This is a genomic window from Vibrio sp. V09_P4A23P171 (assembly GCF_963875615.1).
GTDB classification, from domain to species: Bacteria; Pseudomonadota; Gammaproteobacteria; order Enterobacterales; family Vibrionaceae; genus Vibrio; species Vibrio anguillarum.
On the sequence record NZ_CAWNMR010000044.1, the window covers coordinates 224,467 to 247,564 of the forward strand.

A 23,098-nucleotide genomic window follows, 5' to 3' on the forward strand; every position below is an offset into this window, starting at 1 on the left:
GTGACAAAATCACGAGAAACAAAGATGGTTAAGACGCTAAACATGGCGCGAGTAAACGAGACACAACGGGTCATCTTATTGATATGCCTGTATGTGTTGGTTACTACGGTGGGCGTGATTTACCGAAAAAATATCTTAGAAACAGACATGGCAATGCTGTTTTTATTGCTCAACATTGTTAGTGCTTCACTACTTCGTCCACGCAATGCATACCTCATGACCATTATGGGCGTCATAGTGTATTACTACTTCTTATTGCCGGATTACAGTTCGTTCCGTTTTAAGAATGCACAGCATGTGATTACTTTTTCGGTGATGGTGTTCAGTGGGATGTTCGCGATCAATATAACACAGTCACAGAGAAAGCAAATACAGAAAAATAAGCACCTCCAGATGCGCCATAAGACCTATTATCAGCTTGCTTGCCACTTGTCGGCACTGCGAACCAGTGAGCAAATTGCGCAGGCGACCGTGCAATTTCTTAATAAAGAGCTGAGCTTGCCGAGCGCGATTTTATCTGCTCACCCTCACTGGCATCTGCTTGCAAAAAACGATTCGTTTCCGTATGCCCAGCTAGAAGAATTTGATGGCCGTCATGTACCTGCGACCACCACCATCCACTGGCTTAAAGATCGAGAGACAGTATTGGGCGTATTAGCGGTTGAAAAAGATCAACAGGCCAAAGTTACCCCGTGGGTCATTTCATTACTCAGTTTGTCACTGGCACGTTCGCAAGCTAACCAAGCGCTTGCGGAAGTGGAAACGGCTAATCAATTAGAAACCATGCGTAGCACGTTATTAGCATCAGTATCTCATGATTTGAAAACACCATTAGGGACGATCATTGGCGTGGCAACGACGTTGACCGATGCGGGGTTGACGCTGGATCAAGAGGTGCAAGATGAGCTATTGAAATCGATCGCTGAGCAAGGTGAGCGGCTCAATCGTAGTTTAACAAAACTGCTTGATATCACGCGTTACACTAGCGCGGCCCTTGTACCTAAGTTGGATTGGGTCGAACCTGAAGAAGTGCTTGGCAGTGCACTGAGCCGTTTATCTCGACGATTGCGTCACCATCATGTGAATTTAAAAAGTGAACCAATGTTGGTTGAACTCGATAGTTTATTGATTGAACAGGTTATCTCTAACCTGATTGAAAATTCAGCCAAATATACACCTAAAGGAAGTGAGATAGAGATCCAGATAGAATACCGCGATGAGGCGTTTATTTTAACAGTAGCGGACAATGGCCCTGGTATTCCTGAGCAAGAATTAACCCGAATTTTTGAGCGCTTTTATCGCCTCAACCATACCCAAGTCGATGGCACAGGGCTTGGCTTAGCGATATGCCAAGTGATCGTCACCGCACATCACGGTACGATAGTTGCTCGCAACCGTGAAAGCCAAGGTGTTAGTTTTACCGTGGCGATACCATGCCGACTTTACGATTTAAAGGGACTGTATGAACAGTGAAATTAAAATCTTGATCATTGAAGATGAAGCACCGATTCAACGTTTTCTCAACGTGTTGATCAGCGGTTATCAGTATCAAGTCAAAACGGCTGGAACAGCAGAGCAAGGGATAGCCTTAGTCGCAAACTGGAATCCGCATCTGATTTTATTGGATTTAGGCTTACCAGATATGGAAGGTATTGCACTCACCAAAGAGCTTCGGGGTTGGACGCAGACGCCAATCATTGTCATCTCGGCCCGTGATAAGGAATCAGATAAGGTTCAAGCACTTGATGCGGGAGCCAACGATTACTTGATTAAACCATTTGGTAGTGAAGAACTGCTAGCGCGAATACGTGTCGCGTTACGCCAACTGAGCCAACCTCAGCCTCAAGAGTCGGTTTGCTACCAATTCGGCCAGATCGTTGTCGACTTGGCATTTAAGCAAGTGACTAAAAGTGGTGAACCGTTAAAACTGACCAAAACCGAGTACAATATTTTAAAACTTTTGGTGAGAAATATGGGCAAGGTTTTGACTCATAAGCAAATTTTAAAAGAAGTGTGGGGCAGTAACTACATTGAACATCATCATTATGTTCGTATTCATGTTGCCCAGTTGCGTCATAAAGTGGAAGAAAATCCAGCCCAACCTAAACATATTATTACAGAAACAGGGGTAGGATATCGGTTGGTAGAAGGCGAATCAGACCAGTTTGCGGTTTAGGCTACTTTATAAAATCTTTATATCGAGCCTTGCTATCCATACAGCATCTATACGAAGCGCTTGTTAGACTCAATATCGGTTAAGTACTCAGGCAGAGCCAGCGTGAAATGTTAGTGGGATGTTTTGCGAGATATTGGATTAGTGAGCACGTAACAAATACACACATCTTTAGCCGTTTTGTAAGGAGCGCAAGCTTTTTACATTTATAATTAATTATTCTGTTTTAGGGCTCTTTTGAGCCCTTTTTTTATCTATTGTCAGCGTGGCTCGCTGCTATGCTCATTCGATTACGAACGCCACGGCCATTTGAACCGTGGCGTAAGGCCGCTATAATTGGCTTTCTTCACTGATACGAGGGGCTTTTTGCAGTGAACGTTTACGCATTAACCAACCCACTAGTACCGTTGAGATAGCGATCAACAGTGTCATCAGTGGTGCTAATATCAACGCATGATTGGCTATTTTGGCAAGCTTGTCGGGCAAAAGAGAAATACCTAAGCCTGAGCCGACCAAAAACAGAATCCACGCCAGCGCGCTCAGTGGTGAGACGAGCAGGAAGCGTGTTGGTGTTACTGCATTACGCAGCCCCATTACCATAGGCAGCAAAGAACGAACTACCGGCAGAAAGCGCCCCATGAACATGGCCAGTAGCCCATACCTTTGGATCAAGTTATCGGTAGTGCGCCACTGTTTTTCTGAGACTTTGTTGAGCCAAGTTGAGACTAATCGCCACTCTTTAAGCTGGTGGCCTTGATAAAAGGCGATCGCACTGCCCAGCCAACCAGCAAAAACCAGCACGCCAATAATGGCATAAAGGTTGAGTACCCCAACGGCCGCAAGGCTACCGCACAGTACAATCACACTATCGCAAGGCAGCGGCGCTGCTGGAATAAATGCACTTTCAACGAAGATAAGTAATCCAATGCAGAGGTAAAGTAACGACAGATCGACCTGTTGTAGCGCAAACAGATCTTGATGCCATAAGGCAGAAAAAATAGACAAAAAAGTATTCATAACAAGCTTCCTCAATCAGTAAATAGTAATAATTGGTCCGATTGAAAAAGGTGTTAAGCGTGGGCGAAGCGTGAATACAGGTTGGAAAATTGCAGTGCTTTACGCACAAAAACGTGAGTTGATTGACCTATATACAGAGAACAAATGACGACAAACGCAGTGGTACTGAGAGTGTAAGAAAGTAGGGTAGTTTCTGCGCTCGTCTTTTCGTCGTCATCTGAGATTAACCGAAGCCCACTGACTCGTGGCGTTTCATGCCTTGTGGTTAATATCGCTGCATCACGATCAACAAAAAATGGATGACTGGAAAAATGAACATGCTGGATTGTCGTAGACTCACTCGCCGAAAAGCTTTGTGTAGCATTGAGGTTGAGCGAGGAGAACAGGCTCAATAAGCTAAACAAGAAGGCAAACATCAATGACTGGATCATAACTATCGCGAGGCTACTTAAACTGAGGGTGAGTATGCGGCGTGTCAGCGGTGCGTGTAAAGGAATTTTAGCCCTGGAAAAGCGTGAAAAAGTGAGCAGCACTGCTGCTCACTCATGATGGTTAGATATTAATGATGCAAATTATATTGCTGCCGCGGTTGAGCTCTCGCTTGCTTTTGCGCGGTTTTTAAGGAAGGCGTAACCAAAGCCAGTCACCGCCGTACCGGCCGCAATCGCGATTAGGTACATCAGTACAGGTGTAATCGCATTTGGGATCAGTAGGACAAATAAGCCGCCGTGCGGAGCCATTAATTTCGCGCCAAACAGCATAGACAGTGCACCCGTTAACGCGCCGCCTGCCATACAAGCTGGGATAACGCGCATTGGATCTTTCGCTGCAAATGGAATTGCCCCTTCAGAGATAAAGCATAAACCTAGTACAAATGAGGCTTTACCCGCTTCACGTTCACCGGCTTCAAATTTGTCTCTGGCAAGGAAAGTCGCAAGGCCCATACCTAACGCTGGCACCATACCCGCAGCCATAATAGCGGCCATTGGTGCGTAAGTTTGCGAAGCAAGTAGACCAACACCAAAGGTATACGCTGCTTTATTAATCGGCCCGCCTAAGTCAAAGCACATCATCGCGCCTAGGACTACACCCAGAAGTACGGCGTTGGCTGAGCCCATGTTGTTTAAGAACTCAGTCATTGCAGCCATGATGCTCGATACAGGGCCACCGACGATGTAAATCATCACCAAGCCAGTAAAGAGACTCGCCACAAATGGAATGATGAGGATCGGTTTTAGCGCTTCCATCGATTGAGGTAAGGAGACTTTATCTGCAATGAATTTAGCGGCGTAACCTGCAATGAAACCGGCCACAATACCACCAAGAAAACCGGCTCCGGTAGAGCTTGCCAACATCCCGCCAATCAAACCAGGAGCAAGCCCCGGACGGTCAGCAATCGAGAACGCAATAAAACCCGCCATGACAGGGATCATTAATGCAAAGGCTGAACCGCCACCAATGGTCATCAGCGCCGCTGCCAATGTGCCTTGCTCTTTAAACGCTTCAATACCAAACACAAAAGAGAGTGCGATGATCAAACCACCCGCGACTACGACAGGAAGCATGTGAGATACCCCAGTCATCAGGTGCTTGTACACCCCTTTTTTCTCTTCGGTTTGATTGTTATTAGACGCTGACGATTGCGTATAAATAGACGCTTGGTTAAACGCGTTGGTGATCTCTTGCTCGGTTTTTTTCAGTGCAAGGCCAGTACTGGTTTTGTACAGTTTTTTGCCGTTGAAACGATCGAGTGGCACTTCGATATCGGCCGCAATGATCACTAAATCCGCATCAGCAATCTCTTGCGCCGTGAGTTGGTTTTTCGCACCCACAGAACCACGTGTTTCTACTTTGATCTGGTGGCCAAGGCGTTTTGCATGGTTTTCTAGCGCTTCTGCCGCCATAAAGGTGTGTGCAACACCCGTTGGACAAGCGGTGATAGCCACGATTTTTTTAGCAGCTTGCGTTACGACTGGCGCAGACACCGTTTTTGCCTCTTGCTCAGTTAGGATAGTCGCTGCATTTATCGCGCTGTTTAAAAAAGCAACGGGATCAGACGTGCAGGCTGAAATGTCACTTTGGTACACTTTTTTGCCGATAAAACGGGTGGTATCTATTGGTGTATTACGAGCAATAACCACCACATCTGCGTTGTCGATTTCACTGCTAGAGAGCGTATGGCCTTGAATGATGCTGGAATGGCATTCAACCACAGCGGTCCAATTGAGCGATTTTGCCGCTTGTTCAAGCAGCCCGGCAGCAATGATGCTGTTTGCAACGCCACTGGGGCATGCGGTAATAATAGCAATCTTCATAGTTACGACCTTCTGTCCTTATGAGTTAGCGCTTAAGCTAACGGGTTGTAATTGGATTTGTTGTTGTAGGGTTTCGAGTTGTTTTCGGTTTGACATACCCACGCCGACTTGCGTAACAGCTAACGCAGAGAGGGCGGTGGCAAAAGTAAGCAGTTCTGTTTTTTCCATCTGCTGCATGTGTCCCCAGCAAAGGCCCGCGACTAAAGTATCGCCTGCGCCAACAGTGCTAACGACCTGCATACGTGGTGGTTTTGCATGCAGCCATTGATGTTGGTTCAACCACATCACGCCATTTGCTCCCATCGACACCACGATATTTTCAATGCCTTTTTCGGCCAGTTGCGCGGCGGCAGCTTGGCATTGCTCAGGAGTGTGTAGTTCACGCCCCACAAATTGAGAAAGCTCTTCATCGTTTGGTTTAATCAACCAAGGCTTTGCGTCAAGACCCGCTTTGAGGGCATCACGACTGCTATCAAACAGCACTTTTTTACCCATGGAGTGCAGTTTTTCGATCCACGAAGCACATAATGCTGGGGAGATGCCCTGTGGCAAGCTACCAGCGAGCACAAAATAGTCGTGATCAACGGCTAATCTCTCGAGAGTGCGTTCGAACTGCTCAATGGCAAGCGGTGTCACTTCAACTCCGGGGAAATTGATGTCGCTCACTTCGCCCGATTTTTCCACCAATTTCACGTTAATACGGGTTGCACCATCAACACGAACAAACTCATCAATTGCGGCCATTTGATCAAATAGCTGACAGAACAACTCTTGGTTATCACGGCCAAGAAATCCGGTCACAGTCACCTTTGCACCGAGATCGCTCAGTACTTTCGCAACATTAACCCCTTTACCTGCGGCGTGAAGTGAACCTTGTTTGACTAGGCTCACTGAGCCAACATTCAGCACATCCAAGCTACCTGTTAAATCAAGCGCTGGGTTTAGCGTGATAGTGACGACTTTATTTGTCATGACTTAATCCTCACCCTTCACCTAGACCAGAAGCAATCGCTTTACCGATCGATTCTAATGCTTGCTCGGCGTCTGGCCCCTCAGCTGAAAACTGAAGCTGGTGGCCATGTTTTACGCCCAGCGCAATGACTTTCATCAGGCTTTTCGCATTGGCTGTTTTTCCGTCGCCATCTAAGTTAGACACTTTGATATTGGCTTCAAATTTCTTCGCTTCGGCCACCAACATCGCTCCTGGACGAGCGTGCAGACCATGTGCGTTTTTGATTTTGAATACCGCAACCTTGCTTGCTGCGCTCTCATTTTTTGCCGGAGCTTGTTCATTGTCATTGCTGAAGAAAGCCAATAATTGGGCAGCATTCGCATTGAGCAAGGTTTCTTGCTGCTGCTGAAGCACAAGCTGCGTGAGCTTATCCAGAATGTTTTGGTGAGCATTATTACAAGCGGCAATCGCGATCAAGGCTTTGACGTTGAGTTGATTGTATTCACACGCATTGGCGGTTGACACAAACGAAATGCCCGTGCGTTTGACCGCTTTGTCACTGCTGATTAACCACAATCCCTTACCTAGGTGGGTTGGCTCTTTCGTGACCAGTTCGGCAACAAATTCATTGTCGGCACAGCCAGTATTGCGTAGCAAACCGCCAGCGACGGCGCTCATTTGTACCATATCACTGGCAGGGAAAAGCAGTTGGATCAACGAAGCATCAAAATCAGGCTCAAATTGCACTTCGCCATTGAGGAGTGCAATGACATCATTGGCACTGGACGCTTGTTTCAGTTTCTCTTCAACGCCATCGGCGGACAACACTTGCGTCAGTTGCTTCAGAATGCCCAAATGTTCATCGGATTTCGCTGCAATACCAATCGCGACATAAACGGTTGCATCGTTACCCCAGTCAACGCCGTTGGGGAAGTGGTGAACAGCAACACCCGTTTGCTTAACCAGTTGACGTGTATCGGTTGTACCGTGTGGGATCGCGATACCATTACCAAGAAAGGTCGAATTCTGAGCTTCACGGTTAAGCATGCCATCGACATAACCTGCTTCGACGAACCCTTTGTTGGTTAGATCCGCTGCGATAGCTCGAATCGCCTCTTGCTTGTTCGTGGGTGATTGGCCCAAAGTAATATTGTTGGAATTGAGTTGCAGCATTTTGGCCTCTTTGCCTTACGGCTTAATTCGTTATCACTTTGAAGTATAGATTTCACCTAAGTGATAGTTTATTAATATGACTTATTCAAGCTGAATCGTTTCAGCTTTTTTCCCAAAAAAATTCAGCAAACCTATTTTTGACGAAAAATGGCGCTGTTCAACTTATTACTCGCACTGCTCATTTTTTATAACACTCACATTTGGTGATCTTTACATCGATGAAGTGATGGTCAAATGTAGCCTTAGTTATCATTTTGTAATTTTGCTGAATCCTTTCAGCTTTTATACTGAATCGATTCAGCGTATAATTCAACTTCATCAAGGATCAAAAAATGAGTTCTATGATCCGACGCACAGAACAAGAGTGGTTGATATGACACTAGATGAGATAGCGAAGTTAGCGGGAGTCTCTAAAACCACCGCCAGTTATGTAATCAATGGCAAAGCGCAGAAGTACCGCATTAGTGAAAAAACCCAGCAGAAAGTGATGGCCGTGGTGGATGCTCATAATTACCGTCCCGATCACGCCGCTTCTGCTTTGCGAGCAGGAAATAGCCGCTCTTTTGGGCTCATCATCCCTGATCTTGAGAACACCAGTTACGCGCGTCTTGCTAAATTGTTAGAACAGAACTCTCGCCAAGCGGGTTACCAAATTCTCATCGCCTGTTCGGACGATGACCCGCATACCGAGATGTCGGTGGTGGATGCCTTAGTCTCACGCCGCATCGATGCGCTATTTGTCGCCAGTGCGATTCCTAACGCCAGTGAGTTTTATCTCAAGTTGCAACATTCAGGCACTCCGGTTATTGCGATTGACCGCCCGTTAGATGATGAATTTTTTGCCTGTGTGATCAGTGAAGATTTCAACGCCGCGTTTGAATTGACGCATTCTTTATTAACGCCGGAGATCAAAACCGTCGGCTTAGTCGGTGCATTACCAGAGCTTAATATTTCGCAAGAACGCCAGTTGGGGTTTGAATCAGCGCTGAGAGCGAAAACTGTGCACAGTATCATCGGTTATGGCGCGCACTTTAATCGAGAAGAGGGCAAACGAGTGGTGAATGAATGGATCGCCAATAACAGTATGCCAGATGCGATCGTCGCGACTTCTTACACTCTGCTTGAAGGGATTTTAGATGTATTGTTTGAAAACCCAAGCTTGATGAATCGTGTGAAGTTATCGACATTTGGTGATAACCGTTTACTTGATTTCTTGCCGATTAAAATCAACTCGTTGCCGCAGCAGTTTGAGCTGATTGCCGACAGCGCACTTGCTTTGGCCCTCAACGCTTCGGCAAAACGTTATCAAGCTGGGATCGAATTGGTGCCTCGTAAACTGAAAGTTCGTATTCATTGATGGTCACTTTTTAGCTTGATTTTTATAAAGTCATCAAGAAAATTCACGTAACCTAAGCTCTGTTTTGCTCGATCTTACGTCGCTTTTCTTGGTTAATCGCGTATTATGAAGCACTTTGATTTTCGCTATCTTTAGGGTTGGAATGAAGTTTCTTCACACCTCTGACTGGCATCTCGGTCGACAATTTCACAACGTTTCTTTATTGGATGATCAGCGCGCAGTACTCAATCAATTGATTGAGTATCTGCAGTGCAATCGGGTGGATGCTTTAATCATCGCCGGAGATATCTACGATCGTTCAGTTCCACCGACTGCAGCCATTGAATTGATGGATGATATAGTCAACCGGGTGTGCAACGATCTTTCCATCCCCTTAATTATGATCCCTGGTAACCACGACGGGGCGAAGCGTTTAGGCTTTGCGGCCAAGCAGATGCAACACTCGGGCTTGCACATTATTAGCAATTTTGAACAGATGATGCAGCCTGTGGTACTAAAATCAGCCACTGCTGGTGAAGTGGCATTTTATGGTATGCCTTATAACGACCCTGAAGTCGTTCGCCACCACTTTGGAGAGGCCGTAACCAGCCATGATGAAGCCCATCAATACCTCATTAAGCAGATTACATCGCAGTGGGATTCGTCACAACGTCACGTTATGATTAGCCACTGCTTTGTTGATGGCGCTATCGAATCTGACTCTGAACGACCTCTGTCCATTGGCGGCTCTGATCGTGTCAGTCATCAACACTTTGTACCTTTTGATTATGTTGCGCTCGGCCATCTGCACCAACCACAGAAAAAAGGGGAAGAGTATATCCGTTACTCTGGCTCTCTAATGAAATACAGCTTTTCAGAGCAGCACCACAAGAAAGGAGCGACCTTGGTTGAATTTGATGAACAAGGTTTTGTCAGCGCCACGCATGTGCCACTGACTGCTCCTCATAGCATGCGTATTATTGAAGGTGAGTTGCTGGAGATCATCGAGCAAGGTAAAACAGATCCACACAACCACGATTATCTGTTGGTTCGTCTTACCGACAAACACGCGATACTGGACCCGATGGAAAAACTACGTCAATCCTACCCCAACGTACTGCATTTAGAAAAACCGGGCATGTTGGTGGGAGTTGATCAAGCAATGGGGCGTGCACGTTTGGCACGCGGTGAGGTGGATATGTTCCGCGATTTTTTCTTAGAAGCTAAGCAAGAAGCGTTAACCGCAGCGCAAGAGCAAGCGGTGATCGACGTCATTCAAGCATTAAAGCCGGGAGCCCAAGTCTAATGCGTCCAATACAATTGACTCTGCAAGCATTTGGCCCCTTTGCTCATAAAGAAGTGGTGGATTTTACCGCCTTGGGAGCCTCGCCGCTATTTTTGATTAATGGTCCAACCGGAGCGGGCAAAAGTTCACTGCTCGATGCCATTTGCTACGCTTTGTATGGTGAAACGACAGGCAGTGAGCGTACTGGTGATCAAATGCGCTGCGACTACGCGGACCCGCACACGCTCACCGAAATCAGCTACCAGTTTGAGCTTGGCGGGCGAATCTACCAAGTTGATCGCTCGCCCGACCAAGAAGTGCCGAAAAAACGCGGTGAAGGCTCAACAAAAAAATCCCATGCCGCGAGCTTGTTTGAATGGGTCGATGGCGAAATGAAATTGCTTGCTAACAAACCCAATCCCGTCGGTAAGGCAATGGTGGAATTGGTCGGTTTAGATGTAAAACAGTTTCGCCAAGTGATGGTCATCCCCCAAGGGAAATTTCGTGAATTACTGACTGCCAACTCCAAAGAGCGGGAGCAAATCTTTGGTCAGTTGTTTCAAACTCACATTTATAGCCAAATTGAACGAGCGCTGTTTGAGAAAGCGGCAGGGATCCGCAAAGCGAAAGAAGAATTTGATCACAAAATTAAAGGCGCATTGGACGTCGTGAACGCAACTAGCGAGTCACACCTTGAAGCGTGCATTGCTGAGCTGTCACCCCAATTAACGGCCGCTCACGCAGCGTACCTAGATGCCCAGCAAAGGTTTGATGCAGCGAGCAGCGAGCAAAAAGCGGCGCAAACCCTTGCTAAACAATTTCAAGAGCAGCGTCAACTCGTGCAACTTAAAGCCGATCATGATGCACAATCGTCAGTCATCGATGCGGTAAAAGCTCAAAGGCATCAAGCCTTGCAAGCTACGCGCTTAGATTCACCCTATTACGAATTACAATCGTCACAACGTCAGTTAGAAGCGGCCAACCAAGCAAGAGTCGAAAAAGAGCAAGCGCTTACGCAGTCACAACAGCAGTGGCAACAGGCCAAAGCGGCTCAAGAAGACGCGGCAGAAAAAGTCAAAATAGTGCCGAATCTGATGCAACAAATTTATGACTTAAACCTAATCAAAACTAAGCTTGTTGAGCGAGAACATCATCAAAAAGCGCTGCAACAAGCCTTACGTGAAGTGGAGCTCGCGACGCAAAATCGCCACAACTTGCGCACCGCTGTTGAGCAGTTTGAGCAGCAAATTATGCTTAAGCGTCAAGAGTGCGAAAGAGTTAGCCAGCAGTTGGCTGAGTTAAAAGGCCAGCGCTTAGAGCTTGAAACCATCAAACAGCAGATTGATCGCTTATTAAAGCTGCAGCAGCTTGAACAGCGTTTAGCCACAGAGCAAGCTGCACTGAGCCATAGTCAGCAGCAGTTTGATTTGGCACAGCGCGCAACATTGGACGCGAAACAGCAAGCCGATAAATTAGAGCTGATTTGGCACACCAACCAAGCCGCCGAGCTGGCTCGAACCTTGGAGCAAGGCGACGAGTGCCCGGTGTGTGGCAGTTGCGATCATCCTAAATTAGCGCGTTATACCGGAGAAACGGTGACTAAGGCGCAAGTGCAGCAGGCGAGAGCGATACAGCAAAACAAACTAACCACTGAGCAAGAAGCGCTGAAGCAGCAACAACTGCGAGCGACCCAATACGCACGGCTTGAGCAAGAGATGGCAAGTTTGAGGGAGTCATTATCTGGAAATACGCAAAGTTTAGTACAACTGCAGCAAGCTCAAAGCGATCTTGAACATTCCATTGCTCATCTTGAATCGCTCAATCCAGAGCAATTAGCTCAACAATTGGCAAAATTAGAACTGCAGTTAGCACAAGCTAAGCAAAATGCTGAAACGCAGCAGCATAAAGTCGAACAGGCCACCCTGACGGTTGCCAAAGAGCAGACCGAAGTTTCTGCCTTAAGCCAAGGGATCCCGGAGTCGTATCAAGACAGTTTGCATTTGAACGAATCTTTAACCCAGTTAGAGCTGCAATTGGCTAATCTCAACCGTTTAGATGCGGAAACCAAGGCGCGCTTCAATCAAGCGAATGCTGATTTTTCTGGTGCGAAAGCGGCGTTGGCGGCGGCGGTCGAACACCAGATTCATTGGCAAAATGCGTTTACGCAGTCACAGCAACAGTGGCACAGTGCGCTGATTGAGAGCCAGTTCGACGATACTGAGCACTATTTACAGGCACGTTTATCTTCACAGCAGATCGAGCAGCTTGAAAAGCAGATCAAACAATTTGACGAAAGAAGTACGACGTTAAACGCCCAGCTTCAAACATTAGCCAGTGAGCTGAGTGAAAAAAGTGAGCCCAATCTTGCTGAGTATGCAAGCGCGGTCGAGGCTGTAGCCATGTTACAGCAAAGCGCACTGGATCAATGGAGCACGTTACGGTCTAAAATGGATGCCTTAACCAGTGTGAAAGAAAAAATCGCTATTTTACATATAAAAAATGAAGCCTTAGAGCAAGAGTACCAAGTATTTGGGACTTTGAGCGATATCGCCAACGGCAAAACAGGCGCTAAAGTGAGTTTACATCGCTTTGTTCTTGGCGTGCTGTTAGATGATGTGCTGATCCAAGCCTCAATGAGGCTGCAGATCATGAGTAAGGGGCGTTACCTGCTCAAGCGTAAAGAAGATCGCGCCAAAGGTAATGTGGGTTCAGGGCTTGATCTGATGGTCGAAGATGGTTACACCGGAAAATGGCGAGATGTGGCGACCTTGTCTGGTGGTGAATCTTTTATGGCGGCGTTGTCATTGGCGCTGGGTTTATCGGATGTGGTGCAATCATATAGCGGCGGTATTAAACTTGATACACTGTTCATCGATGAAGGTTTTGGCAGTTTAGATCCTGAGTCATTGGACTTGGCGATTCAAACCCTTGTCGACTTACAACAAGGAGGCCGAACGATCGGCATCATTTCTCACGTGAGCGAGCTGAAAGAGCAAATAGCCTTACGCATTGATGTCGATGTGGCGAGAAATAACGGCAGCTCAATAAGACTTGTTGCATAATGAATGGGAATGTGGTCTATCTTGTGCTAGTTATTAATAGGTATGGCGTGATGAGTGTAACTGACTTCGACGCTTTCAAAAAAACAGGTTATGCACAATCAGGTTATGCACAATTATGATTATAAAAATGAATGTATCAGTTTGGTAAGGTTACATGGACGTAGTAAAAAAAATATACCAGTACGCTGAGCCGAACCTCACCCTTGTGGGATGGATGGGGTTCATTGGTTTTCCCCTTTATTATTACGTGTGGACTTATCTCTTTCCACAACCTTATGAAAGTATGGAGTTACGGGCGATTTGCGCCATTTTATTTGCGGGGATTATTTTTCGCAATTCAACGCCGAAACATTTACAGCACTACTTACCTTACTATTACTTGTTTTCAATAGGATTTTGTTTGCCATTCTTTTTTGGCTACATGATGCTGATGAACGATTGGTCAACGATCTGGGCGATGTCGTTCATGGCGTCTATTTTCCTCCATATCCTCTTAGTCCACGAAACAAAAGTTATGCTGATTCAAGCCGCCATTGCATTAGCATGTGCTTACTTTGTGACTTATGGCGTAATGGACGCGGAACTGCGAGTGATGGTGGAATGGCCGTACGTACCGATTTTTCTATTTACTTACATTTTTGGCAACCTGTTCTATTTTCGTAACCAAATTGAACATGAAGCGAAGGTGTCGATTGCCAAGTCTTTTGGCGCAGGGATTGCGCATGAAATGAGAAATCCATTAAGTGCGTTAAAAGCGTCAATTGAAGTAATGGGTTCAGTATTGCCCAATCCTACGGCATCCAAATCAGAATCTTATACGCTACCGTCTAAAGATTTAGAGCTGATTGCTGGGCTATTAAGAGATGCTGATGAAGTCATTCGCTCCGGTAATGAGACCATTGATTTGCTGTTAACCTCGATTGATCAAAATAGGGTCTCAACATCGACCTTTAAAAAGCATGCTGTAAAGCCTGTTATAGAAGAGGCACTGCGCAGTTTTTCTTATAAAAGACCAGAAGACAGGCAGGCAGTGACTCTTAAGGTGGTGGATGACTTTGATTTTTTAGGCAGCAGTACACTGTTAAAATACGTGCTCTACAATCTACTCAAGAATGCGTTCTACTATCAAAATAACGATATGTTTAATATCCATATCACCTTGAAATCAAGTGAGAATTGCCACCAAATTACAGTGAAAGACAATGGTGTTGGTATTGAACCTCATTTGCTGGACGATATTTTTAAAGACTTTTATACCTTCGGTAAAAATGGCAGCTATGGTCTGGGGTTACCCTTTTGCCGTAAAGTAATGCATGCTTTTGGAGGGGATATTATCTGCCGTTCTGAACTTGGAGAGTGGACGGAGTTTACCTTAACGTTTCCCGAGTATGATTCGCAAGCCGTTGCTAATATTAAACTCGATCTAATGAAGGCGAAATCTCTGCTTTATATTGGCAAAACGAGCATAGTGAATCGTTATCTCAGTGAGAAATCGTTTTATCTTGGTTTCCAGCTTAATGTCTTAGAGCCTGAGAGTGCTTTGCGTCGAGAAGAGTTTGAATTTGAGTTTGATCTGATCTTTGTGGATCTGCAAACGTTGGATGAAACGCCGGATTACTTAACCAAACTGGAACCTAAACTGCATTTTACACAAGCAAAAGTTTGCTATTTATATGACCAAAATCAGCGTTACGCGCTGACGATGGAGCGTCATTTAACCATTTACCCAATTGAAAAGCACAAATTGTTATTGGATGGATCGGCGATTATTGATGAACTACTCTTTGAAACGGAAGAGCTTATTGCCGATAAAAATGTTATCCCGTTAAAACAATATGATTATGAAAAACGAATTTTGTTGGTCGATGATAACCACTCCTTACGTAGCTTCACCGCTCTGCTGCTAGAAAAGCAAGGGTATGAAGTACTGCAAGCGAGCGATGGGGAATTAGCATTACAAATGTTGGCCAATAATTCAATTGACTTGGTGTTAATGGATATTGAAATGCCGATTATGGATGGTATTTCGGCCACTTTATCTATCCGTTCATCCACCGCTTCTTACAGTAAAGTGCCTATTATTGGGCATACGGGTGACAATAGCCCTTCAACGATAGAAAAAATCCGTACATCAGGAATGAATGATTACGTTTTAAAACCAGCGGATAAAACGCTATTGTTAAAAAAATTAAGTCACTGGATTTAATAACCCTAGGTAAACCCTAGGGTTATTCCTTACCTTATCCTTCTTATTTGAGATTGCACCATTGGTTTAGTATGTCGATGCGTGACTTACTTGAAATAGAGACTGCTATCATTTTGGGCCCTTTCACACACGGTTAATATGGTGTCAATTTGTGAGTCAGTGACATTACTATTTAACGAAAGCCGAATAATGTTTTTATTCTTTGAAGTAGCAGGCCTGCAAAAAACAGCACCAAATATTTGATTCTCTTCTAAATAATCGCGAACTTTTTCTGTATTTCGTTCATCTCCGGTTTCTAGCGCTATGATTTGGGACTCACTTCGTACGCTTAGCCCTATACTATTTAGTCCACGACGCAGTGTGTGTGCATTGCGGTGCAACTGAGTTCTTTTAGAATCGGCTGATTTGATAATGTCCAATGTCGCTTCTAACGCTTCGACTTCATAAGGCAAAATAGTTGAACTAAAAATAGCGGGATAACCCACAAAAGGGATACAGTGATTCACATTATTATTCGCCCAAATAGCGCCAGCGCGATACGCGAACGTTTTCGCAAGGCTAGCTGTAATAAAGTCAACCTCTGCTGTTAACCCTAATTCACTGACAAGTCCTGCACCTTTTTCGCCATGTGTGCCAAGTGAATGCGACTCATCAACTAAAATGGCGCATCCATACTCTTTGGCGATAGTGACCAAATCGGTGAGTGGTGCAATCGTACCTATAGTGCTGTAAATCGAATCAACCACAATGAGCCCTGGGCCGTGTCGAGCGATTAGTTTTTGCAAATGATCACAATTATTGTGCATGAATGGGTGAATATTGGCATTAGCGTAACGAGCACCTTCCCACATTGACATGTGAGCAAAAAAATCAATGTAGACGTTACTTTGTGGCCCGCACACGGCTTGCAACAAGGCAGTATTAGCATTCCATCCTGATTGAGAAAGAAGGCAACTATCAAAGCCTACAAATTCTGCAAATTTCGTTTCTAATGAAGGTTTAGACTCTTCATCTTGTAGAAAAATAGCGGACATAAAAACACTATCATGTGTTTTATCGATGGCGTTTTTCAACCGTGCTTTAATTAATGGATGATCAGCCAAGCTTAAATAATCATTACTTTGTAACACTATGTCGTTTTTTGTTGGCCTTTTCCCTAGGACTAGGTGTTTCCCGTTAGCATTTGCATTAATCAAATCATTGATAAAATAGTCAATTCTAGATTGTATAGAAGCCGGTAGTTCGTGTTTCCACTTACGTGAATTCATGGTTATATCCTTTATATGTTTTTAATTAAATGCCAGCTGACAAAGGATATATTGAATATTAATTTAAAATTGTCACGAGTGAGTTTTTATTATTTTGGCTGCTATTGCAAATTAAGGTATAGTGTCTTTTATATTGTTCGTCATTGCCTAGGCTTATCCAGCCCTAATTAATTTTTAATTAAAGATAAATATTAGGTTTTTATTTATTAGCAAATAATTCAGGCCAATACATTTTTATATAACCAATAGAAACCCAAACGACTAAGAAAGTAGCAATAGTCAATTCAAATAACCCAAATTGATGTAACCAGTGCCATTGCGGGTACTGTCCTTCAAAGAAGGTGGTTAAACGATGCATGGCGATAGCACTGATGACAGAAGGGAAGGTCACAGCAGCAATAGACGGTTGAAACTTGAGCCTGAGCAGACGGATATAGCAAAGGTAAATAAGCACTGTCATGGTGATGGCAATGCCAGCCAGTGCGCCTGTTAATATTGGATCAGGATGAGGGAAGTTGACCAAATACGTCGCGAGGGTGAGGTTAATAGGTGCAGCCATAATCGCGAGTGTTGGGCGTGCGCGTTTAGGTAACATTCCAGCAAACACCAAACGATATAACACTAACGGCAGCATAAAAAAATAGATAGCGATACAGACAGAGACGAGTGTTTCTGAAAAGACAGTGTGGCCAAATTGCGTGCCAGCGAGCGAGCTACTGATTAACCCAACCGGATAAAGAAACCAGCTTGGTACAATATGGCTGATTTTAAAGTTCATGGCCTGAAAACTGAAGAAAAGCAGCATCATGGTGAAGTGCAGCAAGAGCGCGGTAAACCAAATAGGATAAGCAATGAGCGGTGAAATTAAAGCGAGATAATCACTTAAGATCAGTAAAGTCATGCTCATTGGAGCCATCAAGCTACCTGAAAGAGGGTGGCGAATGTCCTCCATGAATGTCTTGAAGCTGGTGAGGTATTTTAGCAAGACAGGCAGCAGTAATAATGCACCGAGCAGTGCCAAATAGGGGCGAATAATGAGACCGACCGAGGGAATATAAAGCGCCCACGCATGCCCGAGGCTGATCACACCTAATGCTAGCGCCGCTTGAGAGGGCGGTGTGCTTTGTACTTGAATTAACCTTTTCCAGTTCAACGATAAACTCCATGTCATCATTTGCTCTAGAAAATGAATAATGTATTTCTAGCAGCCAGCAAACGAGCGCATTATCAAGTTTATCGAGTTGTGGTGCAACATCTCACCTTCTAATTTGTTACTTAGATATAACAATTCGCAGCAGAGTCAATATTCATGAGTCTCACGATTACTCTTTTGGTGGAAGATCTTGTTGTTGCAGCTTGGCATTTTTCAAGGTGCGATGAAGCAACTGGCTATAAATGGGTTGGCCGCCAAGTAATTGAGCGAAAATAACCGCGCCAAGGCTAGTAATAATCAGCGGTAAAATTAAATAATAATTATTGGTCATTTCAATAACTAACAAAATACCTGTAATGGGTGCGCGAACCGTTGCGGCAAACAGTGCCCCCATGCCTGCAATGGCGAACATTCCTGGGTCAATCGCTAATTGTGGTAACAGTTCTTGCGCAATCAGACCAAAGGCGTAACCAAACAGAGTACCTAATGCCAGCATTGGCGCAAAAATCCCGCCCGGAGCACCAGAACCAAAGCAGATCAAGGTGGTAAAAATACGACCAATGAACAAAAGCAGCAAGATAGCGGCACCATAGTCACCATTGGTGATATTAGGGATCAGTGAGATGCCACCCCCAGTCAATTCTGGAATATACAATAAAGTTAATCCAAAACAGCCTCCCAATAGTGAACCCGTGAGTAAATATCGCTTACGATCATTGCGATGAATTTTGGCAAAAATATCTTGTGATAGTGTGATTAAACGGTTGAACAGCACACCGAAAATACCAAACAGTCCCCCAAGCAGCAGAAACAGCCACAGTGAAGCCAGCTCTGGTGCTTGATATTGCGGCATTTGGATCACAGCATGTTGGCCATTAATCACACGAAAGACGATATTTGCCGCCACCGCAGAGACAATGACAGCACGTACTGAAATGAGGGTATAGCGAAACTGCGGGCGCATCTCCTCTATCACAAACATGATGCCTGCCAGCGGCGCATTAAATGCGGCAGCTAGGCCTCCAGCTGCGCCAGACGCTAAGAGTGAGTGGCGGGTATCATCATTTTTGATGCGGAAAATATCCGACACCATTCGGCCAATGGCTCCCCCCATTTGAACCGTGGGCCCTTCACGTCCCAAAACCATACCAGAACCTAAGGCACCCATACCGCCAAAAAACTTCACTGGCAGTACTCGCCACCAACGAACGGGGCGCATACCATCCATCGCGCCTTCAATTTCAGGAATGCCAGAACCGGCGGCTTCGGGCGCAAACCGGTGCACAAGGAAATAACCGATAAACGCCAACGCTGCACTGATAAGAAAAGCGGCCAACCACAAGGGTAAGATATTACCAATCTCACTTTTTAACCACTCGGTGCGTGTTTCCGAAACCAAGTGCACAGCGGCCTCAAAGTAAGTACCAACAATCCCAGCAAGAATACCGACAATGAGCGAAAGAAAAAGGATTGAGAGTGGTGTTTTGTCCTTAGAGAGAAATTGGTTAATCGTATCTTTTGGAACTTTTGCAAGCAGTGACTGTTTCAATCTCTCTCTTTTGGTCATGTAAAAAAGGGCCTCGATTGGTAAATGTGAACATATTTTGTTACAGAATTATACGCGCCAAAGCCATTAACTATAGCGTCAAAGCTGCAATGTTGATTTCCATATCTGGAAGATGGAGAGATTCTCTACTAAAAACGAGATCTGAGTTAAAAATGAGTTAAAAAAACAGAGATTGAACCTTGCTAAGCCAGCCAAATGAACCATAGTTAAAGCGTAAGGCAGATTCAGATATCGTACAGGGAGGAATTCAAGCCTTACCTACAATTTGGATGGAATCAGCAATATTTCAATTCTATGTCCTCGTTTATGATCGGGTTGCATCTATAGTCCTCCCGATTCGCGAACTCACGATTGAGTTACGAGGGGAAAGGCGCGCTCACCGTAGTGCGCCTTTTGTCGTTTATGTACCTCGGCTCATTGTTCCTGTCTAACTGGCAAACCATGCACTGGCTTCTTATTTCGGTATATACTGCCGCAAAAGGAGTGCTGACATGACAAAAAAAGTACCAACTAACATTATTACCGGTTTTCTTGGTGTAGGAAAAACGACGGCCATTTTGAATTTATTGAAGAATAAACCTGCTGATGAAAAGTGGGCGGTGTTGGTCAATGAGTTTGGAGAAATTGGTATTGATGGGGCGATGATGTCTGACCAAGGCGCGCTGATCAAAGAAGTACCGGGCGGCTGTATGTGCTGTACCGCGGGTGTTCCTATGTCTGTTGGAATTAACGCCTTACTTAGGCAAAAGCCCGATCGTCTATTAATTGAGCCAACAGGGCTTGGGCACCCTAAGCAAGTGGTGGCAACTTTAACTTCTGATCAATATGCACCGTATGTCGATTTAAAAGCCACGATCACTTTAGTGGATCCGCGCAACTTGCGTAATGAAAAATACACATCCAACCAAAATTTTAATGACCAATTGGCCAGTGGTGATGTGGTGATTGGCAATAAAGTGGATCAATGCACTAGTGCTGATGTGGATGCGTTTAATGACTGGGTGACTGATCAATCACCCGCGAAGATTTTTAGCAAGTTAGTCAAGCAAGGTGAGTTACCTTTAGAATTATTAGATATTGAACGTCTTCACGGCGCAGCTTCTACTCATATTGAAGCGCATCACCATCATCATGCTTCGTTAGAACCACAGTTTGCCTTACAGCCGGGTAAAGCGTTTGTGCGCAAAGAAAATCGGGGCCAAGGTTATTTCAGTTGTGGTTGGTTAATCGGCGCTGAATACCATTTTGATTTTGATGAGCTCTTTTCTATGCTGAGTGCCCTGACCGCTGAACGTGTTAAGGCGGTCGTCAATACCGATAAAGGATGCTACGCCTTCAACATTAACCAAGGAGTCGTTTCAGTGAATGAGATGAGCTTAGAAGGGTTTGAATCACGCTTAGAAGTGATTGACTCACAGCTCATGCCATGGGATCAACTCGAAGCGGTATTGCTGAAATTGGCGGGTATCTCTCAATAGGATCCAAAGAAAAAACCAACAAAGAAAGAACAAAGAAAAAATGAACTAAGAAAGGCGAACTGGAACGGCTTCGTCTTTCTCGTTCACTTTATAACTTCTTACAATGCGTTGAGCTATTTATGGCTGCCTTGTTGCGTGATCAACGCGTTCATCAGATAAAATCTGCCCATCTTTGATATTCACTATTCTGTGAGTTCGCTTCGCTAATGCGAGATCGTGAGTGACGACAATAAGCGTTCGTCCTTCTTGATGAAGCTCATTGAACAGGGCTTCAATTTCAGCGCCTGATTTTGAATCTAACGCACCTGTCGGTTCGTCGGCTAAGATAATTTGCGGATCATTGACCAACGCGCGCGCAATCGCCACCCGCTGCTTTTGCCCCCCCGAGAGCTGGTTGGGCTTATGCTGCATGCGATCGCCAAGCCCCACTTTTTCTAATAGTGTTGCTGCACGTGCTCGGCGCTCTTTTAATTTTACTCCGCGATAGACCAAGGGTAGGGCGACGTTATCGAGAGCATTAGCGTATTCGAGCAGGTTGAAACTTTGAAAAACAAAGCCAATTTTTTGATTACGAATATGAGCCAATTGATGGCTGCTGAGCGAGGCGACCGCCTTGTCGTCCAACTGATATTCACCCGATGTAGGAACATCCAAGCAACCGAGGATATTCATTAAGGTTGATTTACCCGAGCCTGATGGCCCTAGAATGGAGAGAAATTCGCCTTTTTGAATCGATAGCGAAACGCCGTCTAATGCTTTGACCAACTCTTCACCACTGCGATAGTGCTTGCTGATATTGGTCAATTGAACAAGGTTCGGTAAGTTTTGTTTATTCACTTTGTAATGCCTCTAATGGCGTAATGCTAGCCGCGCGATTGGCGGGAAACCACGCGGCAATCACACCGACAATCGCCAGCGCCGCGATCACAAGAAAGACAATCGAAAACGACAGTTCGGGTAAGGGTTTCCCTAATTGCTCAAACAGCATATTGCCTTCTAAGGGAGCGTATCTTAATAAGGTGATCAGCCCGTAAGTGGATCCTAAGCCAGCTAAACCGCCAAGTGACATCGTGAGCAAGGCTTGCACTAAATAATGGAGTTTGATAGTGGTTGGCGTAGCTCCGACGGCCATTCGTACACCGATGTCTCGCGTGGATCGTTTTACCGTTGCGTACATGACATTGGCAATACCAATGCCTGCGACGCCGAGGGTAATAAGCCCAATAATGCCCAAAAAGCCTTGTAGACCGAATAAGAAACGGCGCATGCTTTTTTGCCTCAATAGCATGTCTTCGACTTGCAAGAGCTGCGTGTCTGAAGTACTGGCACCGTACTTTCTGGCGATCACTTGCTTAATCACTTGCGCGGCTTTTTCGCGATCAACCGTGGCATTGAGCTGCACATTGATCGCTGCAATCGCTGCGTTGGGGTTAAAACGTTGCCAAGTGCGAAAAGGCACAAATACCGCGTAGTCAATAGGGGTTCCTTGTTCTACCTCTGCACTTGTCTGCGCTATCACGCCGATAACGGTAAAGTTTTCATCACCTATTTTTATCAATTGACCTACAGGGTTTATGCTCAGCGTCTGGGGTTCCAGCCAACTCCAACCATCCTCAGAATTGAACAATTGCACTGCGGCGTTATAACCGAGTACAACCACTTTACGCTGCTGTTGATTATCGAGCGGGTTGATCCATCGCCCTCCTTTGGCTATCTCAATACCAGTTAAAGACTGATATTCTGGGTTAACCGCTAGTGGGCGCTGCCAGGTGCCATTGTCTTGATTGCTGACGCGTTTATCCCATTGTGCGCTGACTTCAGCGCGTTGGATAAAGGGCAGTGCGCGAACAAGCTCAACATCATCCGCTTGCAAAGAGAGGGCTTTCCCTTCAAAAAAGCGTCCGGCGGTCTGGCTGGCATAACCCCCGGTCACATAGAGTAAATTGCCATTGCCACTTTGTGATGAGCGTGTCAGCCCTTGGCGTAATCCTTCGCCTGTTGCGAGCATGGTGGCGATGCAAAGTGTACCCCAAGCCACCGCTAAAATAGTGAGTAGCAAGCGCAGTTTTTCGGCCGCCATCTCTTGATAAATTTGCCTGATAGGTAACATCAT

At 45.4% G+C, this 23,098-nt stretch carries 16 protein-coding genes; 7 read left to right on the forward strand and 9 right to left on the reverse strand.

Going from position 1 to position 23,098, the window contains the following annotated elements; translation table 11 throughout:
* The first annotated feature begins 42 nt into the window (after positions 1-42).
* Both AACT23_RS13245 and AACT23_RS13250 read left to right on the forward strand, forming a co-directional pair.
* The gene (locus tag AACT23_RS13245; protein ID WP_094126850.1) at positions 43-1,473 is read left to right on the forward strand and encodes a sensor histidine kinase; all 1,431 of its coding nucleotides are present in this window, start codon (positions 43-45) and stop codon (positions 1,471-1,473) included.
* Positions 1,463-2,176 (forward strand): response regulator, encoded by a 714-nt coding sequence (locus AACT23_RS13250; protein WP_017046943.1) that lies wholly within the window; start codon positions 1,463-1,465, stop codon positions 2,174-2,176. The genes AACT23_RS13245 and AACT23_RS13250 overlap by 11 nt, the downstream gene beginning before the upstream one ends.
* 327 nt (positions 2,177-2,503) lie before the next feature.
* Here AACT23_RS13250 and AACT23_RS13255 read toward each other — a convergent pair whose 3' ends face one another.
* From AACT23_RS13255 to fruB, 4 genes are all read right to left on the reverse strand, one after another.
* A complete protein-coding gene (locus AACT23_RS13255; protein WP_026027215.1) occupies positions 2,504-3,190 on the reverse strand; it encodes a DedA family protein in 687 nt (228 codons plus the stop codon).
* A 572-nt stretch (positions 3,191-3,762) separates the two neighbouring features.
* Entirely contained in the window at positions 3,763-5,505 is a 1,743-nt protein-coding gene (gene fruA, locus AACT23_RS13260) for a PTS fructose transporter subunit IIBC (RefSeq protein WP_094126812.1), read from the reverse strand.
* A gap of 18 nt (positions 5,506-5,523) precedes the next feature.
* Complete coding sequence (gene pfkB, locus AACT23_RS13265; RefSeq protein WP_017046945.1) at positions 5,524-6,477, reverse strand: 1-phosphofructokinase; 954 nt, start codon at positions 6,475-6,477, stop codon at positions 5,524-5,526.
* A 10-nt stretch (positions 6,478-6,487) separates the two neighbouring features.
* Positions 6,488-7,630, reverse strand: a complete 1,143-nt coding sequence (fruB, locus tag AACT23_RS13270) for a fused PTS fructose transporter subunit IIA/HPr protein (protein ID WP_017046946.1) — start codon at positions 7,628-7,630, stop codon at positions 6,488-6,490.
* Between the two features lie 226 nt (positions 7,631-7,856).
* Between fruB and cra the strand changes: the two genes are divergently transcribed.
* The 4 genes from cra (at position 7,857) to AACT23_RS13290 (ending at position 15,519) form a co-directional block, all read left to right on the forward strand.
* Positions 7,857-8,987: a catabolite repressor/activator gene (cra, locus tag AACT23_RS13275; RefSeq protein ID WP_176428607.1), complete on the forward strand. Its 1,131-nt coding sequence runs from the start codon at positions 7,857-7,859 to the stop codon at positions 8,985-8,987.
* 142 nt (positions 8,988-9,129) lie between these two features.
* The gene (locus AACT23_RS13280) at positions 9,130-10,272 is read left to right on the forward strand and encodes an exonuclease SbcCD subunit D (protein WP_094126816.1); all 1,143 of its coding nucleotides are present in this window, start codon (positions 9,130-9,132) and stop codon (positions 10,270-10,272) included.
* Positions 10,272-13,313 (forward strand): AAA family ATPase, encoded by a 3,042-nt coding sequence (locus AACT23_RS13285; RefSeq protein WP_094126818.1) that lies wholly within the window; start codon positions 10,272-10,274, stop codon positions 13,311-13,313. The genes AACT23_RS13280 and AACT23_RS13285 overlap by 1 nt, the downstream gene beginning before the upstream one ends.
* Positions 13,314-13,467: 154 nt before the next feature.
* The gene (locus tag AACT23_RS13290; protein WP_013868489.1) at positions 13,468-15,519 is read left to right on the forward strand and encodes an ATP-binding response regulator; all 2,052 of its coding nucleotides are present in this window, start codon (positions 13,468-13,470) and stop codon (positions 15,517-15,519) included.
* Positions 15,520-15,605: 86 nt separating this feature from the next.
* Here AACT23_RS13290 and cqsA read toward each other — a convergent pair whose 3' ends face one another.
* The 3 genes from cqsA to clcA form a co-directional block, all read right to left on the reverse strand.
* A complete protein-coding gene (cqsA, locus tag AACT23_RS13295; RefSeq protein WP_017050024.1) occupies positions 15,606-16,787 on the reverse strand; it encodes an alpha-hydroxyketone-type quorum-sensing autoinducer synthase in 1,182 nt (393 codons plus the stop codon).
* A gap of 199 nt (positions 16,788-16,986) precedes the next feature.
* The gene (locus AACT23_RS13300) at positions 16,987-17,961 is read right to left on the reverse strand and encodes a TDT family transporter (protein WP_094126820.1); all 975 of its coding nucleotides are present in this window, start codon (positions 17,959-17,961) and stop codon (positions 16,987-16,989) included.
* Positions 17,962-18,109: 148 nt separating this feature from the next.
* Positions 18,110-19,507 (reverse strand): H(+)/Cl(-) exchange transporter ClcA, encoded by a 1,398-nt coding sequence (gene clcA, locus AACT23_RS13305; RefSeq protein WP_088729433.1) that lies wholly within the window; start codon positions 19,505-19,507, stop codon positions 18,110-18,112.
* Between the two features lie 491 nt (positions 19,508-19,998).
* Between clcA and AACT23_RS13310 the strand changes: the two genes are divergently transcribed.
* Entirely contained in the window at positions 19,999-20,985 is a 987-nt protein-coding gene (locus AACT23_RS13310) for a CobW family GTP-binding protein (RefSeq protein WP_010320211.1), read from the forward strand.
* A gap of 117 nt (positions 20,986-21,102) precedes the next feature.
* Here the strand turns inward: AACT23_RS13310 and AACT23_RS13315 are convergent, their stop codons facing one another.
* The gene (locus AACT23_RS13315; RefSeq protein ID WP_017045357.1) at positions 21,103-21,822 is read right to left on the reverse strand and encodes an ABC transporter ATP-binding protein; all 720 of its coding nucleotides are present in this window, start codon (positions 21,820-21,822) and stop codon (positions 21,103-21,105) included.
* Entirely contained in the window at positions 21,815-23,098 is a 1,284-nt protein-coding gene (locus AACT23_RS13320; protein WP_017045358.1) for an ABC transporter permease, read from the reverse strand. Before AACT23_RS13320 ends, AACT23_RS13315 begins: the two co-directional genes overlap by 8 nt.

Excerpts from the sequence above, each read along its gene's own strand:
- fruB (WP_017046946.1), bottom strand. The coding sequence starts at position 7,630 with ATGCTGCAACTCAATTCCAACAATATTACTTTGGGCCAATCACCCACG.
- AACT23_RS13290 (WP_013868489.1), top strand. The coding sequence starts at position 13,468 with ATGGACGTAGTAAAAAAAATATACCAGTACGCTGAGCCGAACCTCACC.
- AACT23_RS13250 (WP_017046943.1), top strand. The coding sequence starts at position 1,463 with ATGAACAGTGAAATTAAAATCTTGATCATTGAAGATGAAGCACCGATT.
- AACT23_RS13285 (WP_094126818.1), top strand. The coding sequence starts at position 10,272 with ATGCGTCCAATACAATTGACTCTGCAAGCATTTGGCCCCTTTGCTCAT.
- AACT23_RS13280 (WP_094126816.1), top strand. The coding sequence starts at position 9,130 with ATGAAGTTTCTTCACACCTCTGACTGGCATCTCGGTCGACAATTTCAC.
- fruA (WP_094126812.1), bottom strand. The coding sequence starts at position 5,505 with ATGAAGATTGCTATTATTACCGCATGCCCCAGTGGCGTTGCAAACAGC.
- AACT23_RS13300 (WP_094126820.1), bottom strand. The coding sequence starts at position 17,961 with ATGATGACATGGAGTTTATCGTTGAACTGGAAAAGGTTAATTCAAGTA.
- AACT23_RS13310 (WP_010320211.1), top strand. The coding sequence starts at position 19,999 with ATGACAAAAAAAGTACCAACTAACATTATTACCGGTTTTCTTGGTGTA.
- pfkB (WP_017046945.1), bottom strand. The coding sequence starts at position 6,477 with ATGACAAATAAAGTCGTCACTATCACGCTAAACCCAGCGCTTGATTTA.
- cqsA (WP_017050024.1), bottom strand. The coding sequence starts at position 16,787 with ATGAATTCACGTAAGTGGAAACACGAACTACCGGCTTCTATACAATCT.
- AACT23_RS13255 (WP_026027215.1), bottom strand. The coding sequence starts at position 3,190 with ATGAATACTTTTTTGTCTATTTTTTCTGCCTTATGGCATCAAGATCTG.
- AACT23_RS13245 (WP_094126850.1), top strand. The coding sequence starts at position 43 with ATGGCGCGAGTAAACGAGACACAACGGGTCATCTTATTGATATGCCTG.
- cra (WP_176428607.1), top strand. The coding sequence starts at position 7,857 with ATGGTCAAATGTAGCCTTAGTTATCATTTTGTAATTTTGCTGAATCCT.
- clcA (WP_088729433.1), bottom strand. The coding sequence starts at position 19,507 with ATGACCAAAAGAGAGAGATTGAAACAGTCACTGCTTGCAAAAGTTCCA.
- AACT23_RS13320 (WP_017045358.1), bottom strand. The coding sequence starts at position 23,098 with ATGATGTTACCTATCAGGCAAATTTATCAAGAGATGGCGGCCGAAAAA.